The 17,213-nt window shown below is 63.6% G+C and carries 10 protein-coding genes; 4 read left to right on the forward strand and 6 right to left on the reverse strand.

Going from position 1 to position 17,213, the window contains the following annotated elements; genetic code table 11:
- Positions 1–115: 115 nt before the first annotated feature.
- Together ACIQUS_RS11920 and ACIQUS_RS11925 are read right to left on the reverse strand one after the other, a co-directional pair.
- Complete coding sequence (locus ACIQUS_RS11920; protein ID WP_403047133.1) at positions 116–610, reverse strand: DUF934 domain-containing protein; 495 nt, start codon at positions 608–610, stop codon at positions 116–118.
- On the reverse strand, positions 594–2,246 hold the full coding sequence (locus ACIQUS_RS11925) for a nitrite/sulfite reductase (protein ID WP_403047135.1): 1,653 nt from the start codon (positions 2,244–2,246) through the stop codon (positions 594–596). The genes ACIQUS_RS11920 and ACIQUS_RS11925 overlap by 17 nt, the downstream gene beginning before the upstream one ends.
- Before the next feature lie 217 nt (positions 2,247–2,463).
- Here ACIQUS_RS11925 and ACIQUS_RS11930 point away from each other — a divergent pair, with 217 nt between their 5' ends.
- The gene (locus ACIQUS_RS11930; protein ID WP_403047138.1) at positions 2,464–3,546 is read left to right on the forward strand and encodes an ABC transporter substrate-binding protein; all 1,083 of its coding nucleotides are present in this window, start codon (positions 2,464–2,466) and stop codon (positions 3,544–3,546) included.
- Between the two features lie 70 nt (positions 3,547–3,616).
- Positions 3,617–7,693: an NEL-type E3 ubiquitin ligase domain-containing protein gene (locus ACIQUS_RS11935; protein ID WP_403047141.1), complete on the forward strand. Its 4,077-nt coding sequence runs from the start codon at positions 3,617–3,619 to the stop codon at positions 7,691–7,693.
- Positions 7,694–7,926: 233 nt separating this feature from the next.
- Here the strand turns inward: ACIQUS_RS11935 and ACIQUS_RS11940 are convergent, their stop codons facing one another.
- The gene (locus tag ACIQUS_RS11940) at positions 7,927–8,145 is read right to left on the reverse strand and encodes a DUF2970 domain-containing protein (RefSeq protein ID WP_403047144.1); all 219 of its coding nucleotides are present in this window, start codon (positions 8,143–8,145) and stop codon (positions 7,927–7,929) included.
- A gap of 99 nt (positions 8,146–8,244) precedes the next feature.
- Positions 8,245–11,952, reverse strand: coding sequence for a methionine synthase (gene metH / locus ACIQUS_RS11945; protein WP_403047147.1), 3,708 nt, complete (start codon positions 11,950–11,952; stop codon positions 8,245–8,247).
- A 155-nt stretch (positions 11,953–12,107) separates the two neighbouring features.
- On the opposite strand from metH, the gene ACIQUS_RS11950 reads away from it, so the two are divergent.
- Both ACIQUS_RS11950 and nfuA read left to right on the forward strand, forming a co-directional pair.
- Positions 12,108–14,408, forward strand: coding sequence for a fatty acid cis/trans isomerase (locus ACIQUS_RS11950; protein ID WP_403047149.1), 2,301 nt, complete (start codon positions 12,108–12,110; stop codon positions 14,406–14,408).
- A gap of 125 nt (positions 14,409–14,533) precedes the next feature.
- Positions 14,534–15,118, forward strand: a complete 585-nt coding sequence (nfuA, locus tag ACIQUS_RS11955; RefSeq protein ID WP_285862946.1) for a Fe-S biogenesis protein NfuA — start codon at positions 14,534–14,536, stop codon at positions 15,116–15,118.
- Positions 15,119–15,190: 72 nt separating this feature from the next.
- Here nfuA and ACIQUS_RS11960 read toward each other — a convergent pair whose 3' ends face one another.
- Together ACIQUS_RS11960 and ACIQUS_RS11965 are read right to left on the reverse strand one after the other, a co-directional pair.
- Complete coding sequence (locus tag ACIQUS_RS11960; protein WP_403047152.1) at positions 15,191–16,108, reverse strand: LysR family transcriptional regulator; 918 nt, start codon at positions 16,106–16,108, stop codon at positions 15,191–15,193.
- A 19-nt stretch (positions 16,109–16,127) separates the two neighbouring features.
- Positions 16,128–17,102, reverse strand: coding sequence for a quinone oxidoreductase family protein (locus tag ACIQUS_RS11965; RefSeq protein WP_403047155.1), 975 nt, complete (start codon positions 17,100–17,102; stop codon positions 16,128–16,130).
- Between the last annotated feature and the right edge of the window lie 111 nt (positions 17,103–17,213).

Here is a 17,213-nt window from a genome sequence, read left to right on the forward strand (position 1 = left end):
CCCGGACGGGGGGGTGTTACGCCCGCGGGGGCCCCCGGCGCGCCCCCCCCCCCCCCCCCCTGGCGGGCGGGGGCCGGCGCGCGCCCCCCACTGCCCCCGCGATCAGGCTGAAGGATCAGCGACGACGGAACAGCGGTTGCGGTTCGTCAGTGGCGGCCTGGTAGGTCACCGAAAAGTCTTGCAGGCTTTGCAGTGCTTCTTCCGGATCCTTGTCGGCACGCAAGGCGAAGGCGTCGAAACCGCAGCGTTTCATGTAGAACAGCTGGTCACGCAGCACATCGCCAATGGCACGCAGTTCACCGGTGAACTTGTAGCGATCACGCAGCAGGCGCGCATTGGAGTAGTTGCGCCCGTCGGTGAAAGCCGGGAAGTTCAGGGCGATGACCTGGAACTCGTTGGCGTCTTCGCCGATTTCTTCGGCTTCTTCATCGGCGTCCAGCCACACACCCAGGCCGCCGTCGCGGGCCTTGAGCATACGGCTGTGCTCACGCCACAGCTGCAACGGCACGATGTAGTCGTCGCAGTTGGTCACCTCGTCGATGCTGAAGTCCTTGGGCAGCAGGTGCCAGGTTTCGTCGACGATCGCGTTGTTCTTAATGATTCGCTGCATAGACGCGTTCCTTGAAGGGGTCGATGCCAATTCGCTGGTAGGTGTCGATGAAGCGCTCGTCTTCGGTACGTTTTTCAACGTAGACGGCGATCAGCTTCTCGATCACATCCGGCATGTCGTCCTGGGCGAAAGAAGGGCCGAGGATCTTGCCCAGGCTGGCGTCGCGGCTGGCGCTGCCACCGAGGGAGACCTGGTAGAACTCTTCGCCTTTCTTGTCCACCCCGAGAATGCCGATATGGCCGACGTGGTGGTGACCACAGGCGTTCATGCAGCCGGAGATGTTCAGGTCCAGTTCACCGATGTCGAACAGGTAGTCCAGGTCGTCGAAACGGCGCTGGATGGATTCGGCGATCGGGATCGACTTGGCGTTGGCCAGGGAGCAGAAGTCGCCGCCCGGGCAGCAGATGATATCGGTCAGCAGGCCGATGTTCGGCGTTGCGAAACCGTTCTCGCGAAGTTCGAGCCACAGCGCGTGCAACTGGCTTTGCTCGACGTCGGCGAGGATGATGTTCTGCTCGTGGGAGGTGCGCAACTGGCCGAAGCTGTAACGCTCGGCAAGGTCGGCCACGGCATCGAGCTGCTTGTCGGTCAGGTCGCCCGGGGCAACGCCGGTGGGCTTGAGCGACAGGGTCACGGCAACGTAGCCCGGCTTCTTGTGTGCCAGGACGTTGCGGGCGCGCCAGCGGGCGAAGCCCGGGTGCTGTTGTTCCAGCTCGCTGAAGTCGAGGTTGTCCAGCGCCTTGTAGTCCGGGTCGACGAAGTGCTTGGCCACGCGCTGGACTTCGGCTTCGGTCAGGGTGCTGCTGCCGCCGCGCAGGTGGACCATTTCGGCCTCGACCCTCTCGGCGAAGACTTCCGGCGTCAGGGCCTTGACCAGGATCTTGATGCGCGCCTTGTACTTGTTGTCGCGACGGCCATAGCGGTTGTACACCCGCAGGATCGCGTCCAGGTAGCTGAGCAGGTCCTGCCAGGGCAGGAACTCATTGATGAAGGCACCGACCACCGGGGTACGGCCCAGGCCGCCACCGACCAGGACACGGAAGCCCAGCTCGCCGGCGTCGTTGTACACCGGCTCCAGGCCGATATCGTGCACTTCGATGGCCGCGCGGTCGCTGGACGCGCCGTTGATGGCGATCTTGAACTTGCGCGGCAGGTAGGCGAATTCGGGGTGGAAGGTGGTCCACTGACGGACGATCTCGCACCAGGGGCGCGGGTCGATCACTTCATCGGCAGCGACACCGGCGAACTGGTCGGTGGTGACATTGCGCAGGCAGTTGCCGCTGGTCTGGATCGCGTGCATCTGCACGGTGGCAAGTTCAGCGAGGATGTCCGGGATGTCTTCCAGCGCAGGCCAGTTGTACTGCACGTTCTGCCGGGTGCTGATGTGGGCGTAGCCCTTGTCGTAGTCGCGTGCGATCTTCGCCAGCATCCGCGTTTGGCGGGAGGTCAGCTGGCCATAGGGCACGGCGACCCGCAACATCGGGGCAAAACGTTGGACATAGAGGCCATTTTGCAGGCGCAGGGGGCGGAACTCTTCTTCGCTCAGCTCACCGGCCAGGTAGCGGCGGGTCTGATCACGGAACTGCTTGACGCGGTCCTCGATGATCCGCTGATCGTACTCGTCGTATACGTACATAGGGGTCCTGTTCTCAAGCTGCTTGCAGCTAATCGCGCGCACGGCCGCGCACTCCCAAGCGGAGCCGAAGCAAGATAGCAGTTTGCGTTTATGCGCAAAAGTGATGTTTTTGCATATGAAAAGAACCATTTGGACTAAGTGAGATTGACTGGCATTTGGCCCGAACCGCAGTGCGGCAGGGTATGATTGGCGGTTTGATCAGCAGGAGTGAATCGGCATGCTCAAGGCCCTGTGCCGCAGCCTGTGCCTGAGCTTGCCACTGGCGACCAGCGTCCAGGCTGCCTCGGTGGTGTTTCTCAATCCGGGTTATTCCAACGAGACCTTCTGGGTCGATTACTCGCGTTTCATGCAGGCCGCCGCGAGCGACCTGGGCATGCAACTCACCGTGAAGTACAGCGAGCGGCGTGCTGACCTTGCGTTGAGCCAGGCGCGTCAGGTGCTCACGGGTACTGCGCGTCCGGATTATCTGGTGCTGGTCAACGAGCAATATGTCGCGCCGGAGATCATCCGGCTGTCACGGGACAGCGGGGTCAAGCTGTTTCTGGTCAACAACGGCCTGACCCCGGGGCAAGCCGAACTGATCGAGTCCCACCCGGAAAAATACCCGCCCGTACTTGGCACACTGACCAGCAACGATGAGCAGGCCGGTTACCAGATGCTCAAACAGTTGATCAGCCAATTGCCTGTTTCGGCGGCGGTTGAGCCTGTCGAGATGTTGGCGTTTTCCGGTATCAGCACTACGCCGGCGGCCAGGTTGCGCGAGCAGGGCATGCGCCGGGCGCTGGCCGAACACCCCGAGGTACGCCTGCGCCAGGTGGTCTATGGTGGCTGGCGCAGGGACCGGGCCCATGAGCAGGCCCGGCAGTTGCTACAGCGCTATCCGGGTATACGGCTGGTGTGGTCGGCCAATGACGAGATGGCCTTCGGTGCCATGCAGGCGGCTGTCGAAGCCGGTTATGTACCGGGCAAGGACATCCTGTTCAGTGCCATCAACAGTTCGCCAGAAGCCTTGCAGGCACGTATCGACGGGCGTTTGAGCGTCCTGCTGGGGGGGCACTTCTCCCTGGGGGGCTGGGCCATGGTGCTGTTGCACGATGATGCATTGAAGCTGCCGATCACCCGCGACGGGCGCCACGCATTCCAGGTGCCGGTGCTGCAGGTGATCGACGCCGCACGCGCCCAACGCTGGCTCAAGCTGCAGGGCAAGGTCGACTATGGGCTGGACTTCAGGCATTTCAGTGCCCAGGGGCAGGGGACTGATTACCGGTATCCCTTCCTGCGCGCACCCGTCGACTACTAGATAAATAACTACGCCCCGGGACTCTCGACAAACTGGTGTCGTACCGCTTTCCCAAAAGCAGGTACCTGCCATGACAACGCTACTTCGTCCCGCCGACCACATTGACGCGCTGATCGCCCGCCGATTGCCCGCCTGGCTTGCCCAGGCAAGCCCCGATCAACTGACCCTGTTTCACCGCAGCCTGGCACTGCAGCAGCGTGCCCAGCAGCACCTGGCACCGCTGATCCAGGCAATACCGCCACTGGATGCCTTTGCCGCACCCTTGCTGGCCGAAGCGTTGGCCGCGCACCTGGGGCGCCCGGTGGATGTCCATCGCGCGACGATAAATCTGGTCTGGCAAACGCGCAGCACCGGCCTGCAATTCATCCAGGATGCGAATTACCGTTTTTCCCAGAGCCTGCTGGCGGCAGCCTTGCACAACTTTGCGCCTGAAGAAACCAGTCCAGGGAGCTTTTCCGAGCAGAGCAGGCTGTTGGATGAGCAGGGGGGGGAACTGAATATCGCCCCCCATGTGTTTGCCCAGATCTGCCGCATGCTGGATCTGGGCAAACAGTACCAGGACGTGCTCACGGCGCAACTTTCGACCGATGCGGTCGCAGCAAACGTCAATGCGCGCTTTGAAGAAGGAATACGCGCGGACATGGAAGTGGCGGTCCGAAGTGCGCGGCTGAAGGGGGAGATCGATGAGCTCACCCAGGCGCAGATCGTGCGGTTCATCTTGCCCAGGCCTGCAGTGCCCAGTGACTACAGGGTCGTGGAGTTTCGCCAGCTGTACTTACTGGGCAAACCGATTATTGGAACCGTGGTCGCACAGGTACTGAGCGACAACAGCAAATCGGCGGTTGTGGAGGGAGTGGTTGCCTACGTGCCGGGCGATCCCATGGGGGCGGTCCGACGCTATGCCAGTTGGGCCGAGCTGTATGCCGCATTTGGCTTGCGCTTCAGACAGGATGGGTATCCTGCGTTCTTCCAGCGATTTATCCGGGAACGGGATCGCTCCGCGTTTTTCCACACACTCGAACGCCTGTTGGCATCAGGCGCTCGCAGCGAGCCGCTGGTGCTGGATGGGCGTCACTTTGCGTTGAGCGCGCCCTTGATAAAAGGCTTGCGTGCCGCTCGGCTTGACAAGATCAAGGACGATGCCGGTTTTCTCGCGATCTCCACGGCGGCGGCCGATCGTGCGGCACGTGTCGCACAAGTGAGGGGGTACCAGCAGCTCGGTCTCACCCTGCTCAACCTGGCGGCCTTCTTCTCGCCCGGCCTGGGCTTGTTGATGCTGGGCGTGGCAGCGCTGGAATTGGCTGATGACGTTTACGAAGGCTATCAGGACTGGCAGCTGGGAGATCGCGAAGGGGCACTGGATCATCTGTTCAATGTGGCGAAGACAGTGGCCATTGGTGGCGCCCTGGCCGTTGGTGGTGCGGTGGTGGGACAAGTGCTCAAGCGTTCCGCTTTTGTCGACAACCTGGTCCCGATTCGAAATGCGGCAAATCAGCCGCGGCTGTGTGCCAAGGATCTTCCTGGTTACCGGTTGAACAACGCCGAGGGTGTAGCGGGAACGGTTACCGACTGGGAGGAAGGGCAGCAATTGCGACTGTCGCAGCACACCTATCAGGTGGAACAGGACCTGCAGGCGGGCACCTGGTGCATCCGTCACCCACAGGATGCGCAGCGCTACAAACCGCGCCTGGTGCACAACGGCGCCGGAGGCTGGCGACATGAGTTCGAGCGACCCCATCATTGGGAGGGTGAAGGTTACTTGCTGCGCCGCCTGGGGCATCCATTCACCGAGGTAACGGACGAACTGGCGCACAGCCTGCTGCTGACCACAGGCTACGAGGAAGCACAGTTACGTCAACTGCTGCTGGAAAATGCCCCGGTACCGGCTCGACTGGGGGATGCCATGGACCGTTACCGGGTGTATCGGCAGTTGGAGGCGTCTGAGGGCGGCTTGTCGTTCGAACAGCAGTACCAGGCTTTGCAGGTCGACGACGAGGGGACGGGTTTGTTGCGGCGCCAGTTTCCCGGACTGTCGGTTCGGGGGGCACGCCATCTGCTGGCGTTGGCCGACCCGGCGGAGCGGGTAAGCCTGTCCGTCGGCAAAGTACCGTTGGCGTTGGCCGAACAGGCACGCTGGTTGTTACGTGAAAGTCGGATCGACCGTGCCTGTGCTGGGTTCCAGCAACGTGCGGCGGTCAATAACGACACGGTCAAGCTGGCATTGGGCATGCTCGACAAGCAGGCACCCTGGCCGCGTCATATTGCTGTCGAGGTACGCGATGCCACCCTGGACAATGTTGTCATCGCCCGATCGGGAGCCACCCGTGCGACAGAGACCCGCGTACTGTGCAGAGTCTCGAAAGGGTATCTCGCCATGGATGCCCAGGGCGCAACGCTCTCGCAAGCACGCGAGGGCGAGAGCCTGTTGGACGCCTTGTTGCGGATGCTCGACGGGCATCAGAAAGCAGCGTTGGGAGATCCCGAACTGACGGCTCAGGCGCTGGGCGAGGTGCTTGCCGGGCAGGCTGCGCGATCGCGTGAAGAGGCGGGTGTCATGATCGGTCTTGCGCCGCTGCGCGGCGGTTTCCTGCCACCCTCGCGGCTGGGTGACGGTCGCCTCGGTTATGCGCTTGGCGGGGCCGGCGCCTGGGAGTCCGAATGGCTTCGGGAAGCGGTGCGCAACAACTTTCCCGAATTTACCGAAGAGGAAGTGGAGGCCTATATCGACAAGCTTGTCCGATCAGGCGTGGACGTCTGGACCCACTTCGTCCGTCAGCCACAGTTGGCCGCGTTTCGACAGACCCTGGCCGACTGGGCTGTTCAGGGTGCAGGGGCGGCGCAGATCAAAAGCCGTCTGCGGGTTGCGGCGGCGCTGGCAGAGGCGGTAAGTACGGGGGCTGTCAGGTGGCGTGGCGGCTATGCCGTGGCCATCAGTGATGAGCGAATCGGCAGCCTGCCGCTGCTGCCCGTGCACCTCGCGTTCGGCCATGTCACTTCCTTGAGCCTGCGCAATGTCGGCTTGAGTGAGCTGCCGGATACCTTTCTGGCGAGCTTCCCCAGCCTGCGCAGGCTTGATCTGGCCAACAATCAGCTGAGTCGGGTGCCGGTGGATATCTGGCACTTGCCGGAGCTGAGTGAGGTCGATCTGTCGGGCAATCCATTGCCCAGCGACAGCCAGGCGCGTTTGCGCGCATTCTTTGCAGATGAAAGTGCTCCGGCAGAAGCTGAGCCTGCGCCATTACCCGAGCCTCAGCCGGGGCCAAGCAGGGCCACTGCGCGGGAGGACTGGCTGCAGCTCGTCGAGCCAGGCGAGCAAGCACAGCGCCAGACACTATGGGACAACCTTGCGCAGGCCCCCGACGCGCATGAGTTCATCCAGTTGCTCTCTGACCTGCGCTCCAGTGCAGACTATGTGGCACGACGGCCGCAACTCGGCAGGCGAGTCTGGCGCATGATCGAACATTGCGAGCGGCATACGCAATTGCGCAGATCGGTGTTCGACCTGGCGGGCCGGTCCCGGGGACGGCTGCCCGACGTAGGTGCTCGCTTCGACTGGCTGGAGATCCAGTTGCTGGCCACTGCGGCGGTCGGTGAGCAGCAGGGCGCCATCGCCGAGGTCGAGTTGATACGGTTGGGGCGTTCGCTGTTTCGGTTGCACGAGCTGGACGGTGTCGTTGAGCAGGACCTTTTCCGCCGGGCGCAGCGCGGTCTGGACCACGATGCCTACAATGTACGGCAAGCGTATCGTTCGCAGCTGGCGGCAGTGCTGGAGCTGCCCGTTTCGTCGTTCGACGTGACCGTGAACGCTGACGCCGGGGTGACATCCTTGCAACTGATCGCTGCCCGCGCCCAGGTGTTGAGCAATGAGCAGACCGGCCGGCTGGCGACGTCATTGAGTGAGCGGTACTTCTGGCGCGAGCATTTGCGTCGAAGCCACCCGCGGGCGTTCCGCGCCTTTTACGACCAGGCCTCGCGGCAGCGCGATGTGCTGGAGCACCAACTGCGGCGCGCCAGAATCACACCGGTTGACTACGCCCGTGGGCTGAACAGGGTTGCCCAGGCCCAGGACGAAGCCGTCAATGCGCTGGTCCTGCGCCTGACCCGTGAAGCCCTGGAACGCTTTGGTGGACGGCCGAAAAAGGGATGATTGCAAAACCCTGCTTGAGCAAAGGGCATTGCTGAACTTAACTGCTGAAGGTGAAGTGCATTCCCATAACCACTACAAGAGGCGATGCAATGGGAGACTCGACCAAAGCGGGCAAGACTGACAGCCGTGTCGACGCCTGGGCGATACTTAGCCTGATCATCCTGGCAGTGGTGACTGCCGTGTATTGGGTCAGCCATCAGTGACAGCGGGGGGAAGGAGCGGGGCGCCCGCTCCTACCGTGCCGTGAGGTGCAGGGCCAGTTGCACCAATCCATATAGAATCAATATGAACACCAGGGTAAACGCCGTGCCCATGGCAATGAAGTGCGACGCTTTGCCGTGGGTGAAGTCGCGCGCGCGGTTCTTGCCACTTTGCACCCCGAATGCCGCCGCCAGAATGCTTTGCAGCATCTGCCAGAAGGTCGGGGGTTTGCCTTGGGCGGGTTCGTCCATGAGGGGCTCCTTGTGAAAGGCATTTTCCTCAAGTGTAGACCGCATCGCGGGGCAAGCCCGCTCCTACAGGGGTAGGAGCGGGCTTGCCCCGCGACGGCGTCAGTTGTCGTAACCCAGGTTCGGCGCCAGCCAGCGCTCGCTGACGCTCAGGTCCTGGCCCTTGCGCGCGGTGTAGCTCTGCACCTGGTCCTTGTCCACCTTGCCCACGGCGAAGTACTGCGCCTGCGGGTGGGCGAAGTACCAGCCGCTGACTGCCGCCGCCGGGAACATGGCGAAGTGGTCGGTGAGGAATACGCCGCTTGGGCCGGTCTCGCCGATTTCGGTACCGTCGAGCAGGCGGAACAGGGTGGCCTTCTCGGTGTGGTCCGGGCAGGCCGGGTAACCCGGGGCAGGGCGGATGCCGCTGTACTGCTCCTTGATCAGGGCTTCGTTGTCCAGGTGCTCGTCCTTGGCGTAGCCCCAGTAGTCCTTGCGCACCTGCTCGTGCAGCCACTCGGCGCAGGCTTCGGCCAGACGGTCGGCCAGGGCCTTGACCATGATCGAGCTGTAGTCGTCGCCCTTGTCCTGGTAGGCCTTGGCCACTTCCTCGGCACCGATGCCGGCGGTGGTGATGAAGCCGCCGACGTAGTCGGTGATGCCGGATTCCTTCGGCGCGACGAAGTCGGCCAGGCAGAAGTTCGGCTTGTTGTCCGGCTTGATGGTCTGCTGGCGCAGGTGGTGCAGTTTCGCCAGCGGTTGGCCGTCGACGCCGTAGACCTCGATGTCGTCGTGGTCGACCTGGTTGGCTGGCCAGAAGCCGAGCACCGCGCGGGCGCTGATCAGCTTCTCGTCGATCAGCTTGGCGAGCATGTCCTGGGCATCCTGGAACAGCGCGGTGGCCGCTTCGCCGACCACCTCGTCGGTGAGGATACGAGGGTACTTGCCAGCCAGGTCCCAGGAGATGAAGAACGGCGTCCAGTCGATGTACTGGGCCAGTACCTTGAGGTCGATATCCTCCAGCACCTTGACCCCGGTGAAGCTCGGCACTGCAGGCTGGTAGCCGGCCCAGTCGTACTGCGGCTTGGCGGCGATCGATTGTTCGTAGCTCAGGCGTTCGGTACGGGCGCTGCGGTTGGCGGTGCGCTCGCGGACTTCGACATACTCCTGGCGGGTCTTCTCGACGAAGCCGGGCTTGAGTTCCTTGGACAACAACTGCGTGGCGACACCCACGGCACGCGAGGCGTCGGTGACGTAGACCACTGCATCGTTGCTGTACTTGGGCTCGATCTTCACTGCCGTGTGGGCCTTGGAGGTGGTTGCGCCACCGATCATCAGCGGCAGGTGGAAGTCCTGGCGCTGCATCTCGCGGGCGACGTGGACCATCTCGTCCAGCGACGGGGTGATCAGGCCGGACAGGCCGATGATGTCGCACTTCTGCTCGCGGGCGGTCTGCAGGATCTTCTCCGCCGGGACCATCACGCCCAGGTCGACGATGTCATAGCCGTTGCAACCGAGCACCACGCCGACGATGTTCTTGCCGATGTCGTGCACGTCGCCCTTGACTGTGGCCATGAGAATCTTGCCCTTGGCTTGGGGCTTGTCGCCTTTCTCGGCTTCGATGAAGGGGATCAGGTGGGCCACCGCCTGCTTCATCACCCGGGCGGATTTGACCACCTGGGGCAGGAACATCTTGCCGGCGCCGAACAGGTCGCCGACCACGTTCATGCCGCTCATCAGCGGGCCCTCGATGACCTCGATCGGACGCGCGCATTGCTGGCGGCATTCTTCGGTGTCTTCGACGATGAAGGCGGTGATGCCCTTGACCAGCGCGTGTTCCAGGCGCTTGTCGACCGGCAGCGAGCGCCACTCTTCGTTCTCCACTTCCTTGGTGGCGCCGCCGCCCTTGTAGTCATCGGCGATCGCCAGCAGGGCATCGGTGCCGTCCGGGGTGCGGTTGAGCACCACGTCCTCGACCTTCTCGCGCAGGGCGGCGGGGATCTCGTCGTAGATCTCCAGCTGGCCGGCGTTGACGATACCCATGGTCAGGCCATTCTGGATCGCGTGGTAGAGGAACACAGAGTGGATCGCCTCTCGCACCGGGTTGTTGCCACGGAACGAGAACGACACGTTGGACACCCCGCCCGAGCTCAGGGCGTAGGGCAGGTGGTCGCGGATGTAGGCGCAGGCTTCGATGAAGTCCACGGCGTAGTTGTTGTGCTCTTCGATGCCGGTGGCCACGGCGAAGATGTTCGGGTCGAAGATGATGTCTTCCGGCGGGAAGCCCACTTCGTTGACCAGGATGTCGTAGCTGCGCTGGCAGATTTCCTTCTTGCGTGCGGCGGTGTCGGCCTGGCCGACCTCGTCGAAGGCCATCACCACCACGGCGGCACCGTAGCGCTTGCACAGCTTGGCGTGATGCTTGAAGGCGTCGACGCCTTCCTTCATCGAGATCGAGTTGACGATGCCCTTGCCCTGGATGCACTTGAGGCCTGCTTCGATCACTTCCCACTTGGAGGAGTCGATCATGATCGGTACGCGGGAGATGTCGGGCTCACCGGCGATCAGGTTGAGGAACTTGACCATGGCCGCCTGGGAATCGAGCATCCCTTCGTCCATGTTGATGTCGATCACCTGGGCGCCGGCCTCGACCTGCTGCAGGGCGACTTCCAGGGCCTCGGTGTAGTTCTCTTCGCGGATCAGGCGGGCGAACTTGGCGGAACCGGTGATGTTGGTGCGCTCGCCGACGTTGACGAACAGCGAGTTGCGATCGATGGTGAACGGCTCCAGGCCCGACAGCCGGCAGGCCTTGGGAATGTCCGGGATCGGGCGCGGTTTGTACTTGGCCACGGCCTCGGCGATCGCCTGGATATGCCCCGGGGTCGTGCCGCAGCAACCGCCGATGATGTTGAGGAAGCCACTGGCGGCGAATTCCTCGACCACCACGGCCATCTCGGCCGGGGTTTCATCGTATTCGCCGAAGGCGTTCGGCAGACCGGCGTTGGGGTGTGCGGACACGTGGGTGCCGGCCTTGTCCGACAGCTCCTCCAGGTAGGGGCGCAGGTCCTTGGCGCCGAGGGCGCAGTTCAGGCCCACCGAAATCGGGTTGGCGTGACGCACCGAGTTCCAGAAGGCCTCGGTGGTCTGCCCGGACAGGGTCCGCCCGGACGCGTCGGTGATGGTGCCGGAGATCATGATCGGCAATTCGACGCCGTCGTCCTCGAACACCTGCTGCACGGCGAAGATCGCCGCCTTGGCATTGAGGGTGTCGAAGATGGTCTCGATCAGGATCAGGTCGGCGCCGCCCTCGATCAGGCCGCGGGTGGCCTCGACGTAGTTTTCCACCAGCAGGTCGAAGGTGACGTTGCGAAAGCCCGGGTCGTTGACGTCCGGGGAAATGGAGCAGGTGCGGCTGGTCGGGCCGAGCACGCCGGCGACGAAGCGTGGCTTGTCCGGCGTTTCGAGGGTCTTGGCGTCGGCCACCTGGCGGGCGATGCGCGCGCCTTCGACGTTCAGCTCATAGACCAGCGACTCCATGCCGTAGTCGGCCTGGGAAATCTGCGTGGCGTTGAAGGTGTTGGTTTCGAGAATGTCGGCACCGGCATCCAGGTAGGCCTTCTCGATGGCCGCGATCACGTCCGGGCGCGAGAGCAGCAGCAGGTCGTTGTTGCCTTTGACGTCGCTTGGCCAATCGGCGAAGCGCGTGCCACGATAGTCGTGTTCCTCCAGGCGGTAGCTTTGGATCATAGTACCCATGCCGCCATCGAGAATCAGGATGCGCTCTTTGAGTGCTTGCTGAAGTGCTTGGAAACGAGCGCTGCGGTCAGACATAGGACTACCTGGTCGGGCAAAGACAAAAGTTGCGGAATAATAACAAAGCTGCGCGGTTTTTAGACGCGTCGAGGTTTTACATGAATTTCATTCATGTTGACGTGCCGCCAGCACCGGTAGAATCGTGAAGCTTTCAAATCCAGGACATTCGGCACATGGTGCATCGATTACTTGCCGGCGCTTTCGCCCTGCTCATCAGCGGCGTGGCGTTGGGGCAAGCCCCTCAATCCAGCCCGGCTATTTCCTATACCCGGGATATCCAACCGATCTTCACCGAGAAATGCGTCGCCTGCCACGCCTGCAACGATGCCGCCTGCCAGTTGAACCTGGGCAGCGCCGAGGGGGCCTCGCGGGGCGCCTCCAAGGTGCCGGTGTACCAGGGTGACCGCAGCAAGGCCGTGCCGCCGACCCGGTTGTTCTTCGACGCCCAGAGCACCGAGGCCTGGCAGCGCAAGGGCTTCTATTCGGTGCTCGACAACCAGGGCAGCCAGGCGGCGCTGATGGCGCGGATGCTGGAGCTGGGCCACAACACGCCGTTGACACCCAACGCCAAGCTGCCCGAAGAGATCGTCCTGGGCCTGAATCGCAACAATATGTGCCCCTCGCCGGATGAGTTCGATGCCTACGCCGGTGCCCACCCCAAGGAGGGCATGCCGCTGGCGGTCACCGGCCTTACCGATGCCCAGTACCAGACCCTGCAACGCTGGCTCAAGGCCGGTGCGCCGGTGGAACACAACCCGATCCAGCCAAGCGCCAAAGAGGCCGCACAGATCGCCGAGTGGGAGGCGCTGCTCAACAGCCCAGGCTCGACCGAGGCGCTGGTCGGCCGCTGGCTGTATGAGCACCTGTTCCTGGCCCACATCCACTTCGTTGGCGGCGAGCCTGGGCATTTCTTCCAGTGGGTGCGCTCGCGCACGCCCAGCGGCCAACCGGTCGACCTGATCGCCACGCGCCGCCCCAACGATCCGCCGGGCACCGACTTCTATTACCGCCTGGTACCGGTGCAGGGCGTGATCGTGCACAAGACCCACATCACCTACCCGATGGGGCCGCAGAAGCTCAAGCGCGTCAAGCAACTGTTCTACAGTGGTGACTGGCACGCCACCGCGCTGCCCGGCTATGGCCCGCGCCACCGCGCCAACCCGTTCGAGACCTTCGAGGCGATCCCGGCCGTGGCCCGTTACCAGTTCATGCTGGATAACGCCGAATATTTCGTGCGCACCTTCATCCGTGGCCCGGTGTGCCGTGGCCAGATCGCCACCGACGTGATCCGCGACCACTTCTGGGCACTGTTCCAGGAGCCGGCCCACGACCGCTACCTGACCGATGCCGAGTACCGTGGCCAGGCCACGCCGCTGCTGGCCATGCCTGGGCAGATCGACGACGTGGGCAGCATCCTGAGCCTCTGGCACGCCTACCGCGACAAGCGCAACGAGTACGAGAAGTTGCGCCGCGATACCTATGCCGACATGCCGGCACCGAGCTGGTCGACCCTCTGGGCCGGCAACGACAACGCGTTGCTGACCATCTTCCGCCACTTCGACAGCGCCTCGGTGACCAAGGGCCTGATCGGCGATGTGCCCAAGACTATGTGGTTGTTCGACTACCCACTGTTCGAGCGCACCTACTACCAGCTGGCGGTCAACTTCGATGTGTTCGGCAACGTTTCACACCAGGCGCAGACACGGTTGTACTTCGACCTGATTCGCAACGGCGCGGAGGTCAACTTCCTGCGCCTGATGCCGGCCGATGCGCGGGGCGCAATCCTCAGCGACTGGTACCAGAACAGCGGTAAAGTGAAGATGTGGATGGACTACGAGGAGATCGACACCGACACCCCGAGCGCGCTCAAGCTCGATGCGGCCGATCCCAAGCGTGATTTCGGCCTGAGGCTGATCCAGCGCACCGGCAGCCTCAATGCCGCGCCCGACCCGATCAACCGCTGCCAGGGCGCCTACTGCTCGCGGCCGCAAATGAACGAAGTGTTCCGCGGCGTGGAGCAGGGCCTGAGCCGTCTGGTGTCGCGTCCGGCAGCGGGCCTGAAGGTGATCAACCAGCTGCCTGAGGCCACCATGCTGCGTATCGAAGGCCCGGGTGGCCAGCGCCAGGTCTACAGCCTGCTGCGCAACCGGGCCCACAGCAACGTGGCATTCATGCTCGGCGAGGCCCACCGCTACCAGCCGGGCCTGGACACCCTGACGCTGGTCCCGGGCGTGCTCAGCAGCTACCCCAACTTCATGTTCAACATTCCGGCCAGCGATGTACCGGAGTTCGTCGAGGACATGGAAGCGGCGCGGGACGACACGGCCAGGTTCGAACGTATCGTCATGCGCTGGGGCGTGCGCCGCAGCCACCCGCAGTTCTGGCAGTACTTCCATGACCTGGACCGCTACATCCAGGAGACCGACCCGGTGGAGTCGGGCGTGCTGGACATGAACCGCTACGAGAACCTGTGAGGATGGCTGCCGGGAAGGTCGCGAGACCTTTCCCGGCAGCCTGCGTTCTTTCCCTACTTAAATACTAGGACTTTGTTCGGCGGCCAGGTTGGCGTAAACTGCGCCCAAGTCTGTGAGGAACTTCCATGAGCGCCATAACTATTACCGACGCCGCGCATGATTACCTGGCCGATCTGCTGTCCAAGCAGAACACCCCGGGTATTGGCATTCGCATCTTTATCACCCAGCCGGGCACCACCTACGCCGAGACCTGCATCGCCTACTGCAAACCGGGCGAAGAGAAGCCGGAAGACACCGCCGTGGGTCTGAAAAGCTTCACCGCCTACCTGGACGCGGTCAGCGTGCCGTTTCTCGAAGACGCGGTGGTCGACTACGCCACCGACCGCATGGGTGGCCAGCTGACCATCAAGGCGCCGAACGCCAAGGTGCCGATGGTCAACGAAGACAGCCCGATCAACGAGCGCATCAACTACTACCTGCAAACCGAAATCAACCCGGGGCTGGCCAGCCACGGCGGCCAGGTCAGCCTGATCGAGGTGGTCGAGGACGGCATCGCCGTGCTGCAGTTCGGTGGCGGCTGCCAGGGCTGCGGCCAGGCCGACGTTACCCTGAAGGAAGGCATCGAGCGGACCTTGCTCGAGCGCATTCCCGAGCTCAAGGGTGTGCGGGACGTGACTGACCACAGTCAGAAAGAGAACGCTTACTACTAAGTTTGCTGGCCTCTTCGCGGGGCAAGCCCGCTCCTACCGGTAGGAGCGGGCTTGCCCCGCGATTCGTTTACGCTACCGCCAGGGCGCACCCTGGGCAAACTGCTGTTCGATCCACTGCTTGAAAGCCGCCAGCGCCGCCGTATTGAACCGCGCCCCCGGGCGAACGAAATAGATACCGGCATCACGGTCCAGTTGCCACTGTGGCAGCACGCGCAGCAGGCGCCCGCTGTCCAGGTCCTTCTTCATCATCCAGTCCCCGCCGGCAACAATGCCCAGGCCCGCACGGGCGGCGCCCAGCAGCGCCTCGTTGTCATTGCTCTGCATCGATCCGTGGATCTTCACGCTGTGCACTTCATCGTGCCGGTACAGGTGCCACTGCGGATAGCTGCGCAGGCCGGTAAAACCCAGGCAGTTATGCTCGCCCAGGTCGTCGGGCGACTGTGGCTGCCCGTGACGTTCGAGGTAGACGGGCGAGGCGCAGAGGATGCGCCGGTGATCGCACAGCTTGCGCGCCACCAGGCGGCTGTCGGCCAGCTCGCCGATGCGGATGGCGGCGTCGAAGCCTTCGCCGACCAGGTCGACGAAGCGCTCGGCATATTCGGTTTCCAGCGTCACCTGCGGGAAGGCCAGGGCGAACTCGGCCAGCAGGGTGCTGAGCCAGAGCCTGCCCAGGTTCGCCGGCAGTGCCAGGCGCAGGCGTCCGCGCACTTCGGTCGCGCCCTGGCCGGCTTCCCGTTCGGCGTCATTGATCAGGCTGGCAGCATGCTGCAGGCGTTCGACCAGGCGCGTGCCTTCGTCGGTGAAGCGCAGTTGGCGGGTGGTGCGCTCGACCAGGCGAATGCCCAGGCGCTGCTCCATCGCCCCCAGGCGCTTGGACAGCACCGAGGGATGGCGTTGCAACTGCCGGCCCGCGGCGGCGAACGAGCCGTGGGCGAACAGGGCGAGGAGCGTGGCCAGTTCATCGGCCTGGCGACTGTCGAACGGGTCCATGTCGGTAGAGCGTCTCGTTTCAGGGGGTGAGGATGATCGCGCCCTGTGACCGTCCCTGCTGCAGGTCGTCGTGGGCGTTGGCCACCTCGGCCAGCGGGTAGCTGCGCCAGATGTGCGGGGTAATGATACCTGCGGCCACCGCCATCAGCACATCCTGCGCACGATGCTGGTACTCCTGCGCCGTGGCGGTGTGGGCCGCCAGGGAAGGGCGGGTGACGAACAGCGAACCCTTGGCGTTGAGGGTGCCCATGGCCAGGGGCTCGGGCGCGCCAGAGGTCACGCCGTAGGACACCAGCAAACCCCGCGGGCGCAGGCTGTCGAGCGAGGCATCGAGCGACACCCGGCCAACCGAGTCGTAGACCACATCGACCTTGTGTCCCTGCGTGGCGTCCACGACCTGCGCGGGCAGGGTGTGCGCGTCGAACACCAGCACCTCATTGCAGCCTGCGGCCTTTGCCCGGGCCACGCTTTGCACCTTGGAGACCACACCGACCACAAAGGCGCCCAGGTGCCTGGCCCAGGACACCATCAACTGGCCGAGCGCACCGGCGGCGCCGTAGATCAGCACCCGGACACCGGGACCCACCGGGTAGGTACTCTTGAGCAGGTACTGGGCGGTAATGCCCTTGAACAGCACGGCAGCGGCATCGGTGGCCGCCAGCCTGTCGGGCAGCTTGACCAGGCGATCGGCCGGGAACAGGCGGGCGCTGGCGTAAGCCCCCAGCGGGCCGGTGGCGTAGGCCACACGATCGCCGGCCTGCACGTTGGTCACGCCCGGGCCGACAGCGGCGACTGTCCCGGCCCCTTCAAGGCCCAGGCCCGAAGGCAGGGCGATGGGCACATCGCCCTTGCGCTGGTTGACATCCAGCGGGTTGACGCCGATGGCCGCCTGTTCCAGCCAGACTTCGCCAGGACCGGGCGTTCGAGTCTCGGCGTGTTCGAGTTGCAGGACGTGCGGGGCACCGGTTTGGTGGAGGCGGATGTGCATGACCATGGCTTGGCTCCTGAAGCACTGAAGAAGAGTGTTCGAGGGTAATTACCAAGCCATGGCTCAACAATCAGGTTGATTGCAGTTCATTGCTGCAATCCATGCACGTATCCAGTA

The organism is Pseudomonas sp. NPDC090755, assembly GCF_044769005.1.
Classification (GTDB): domain Bacteria; phylum Pseudomonadota; class Gammaproteobacteria; order Pseudomonadales; family Pseudomonadaceae; genus Aquipseudomonas.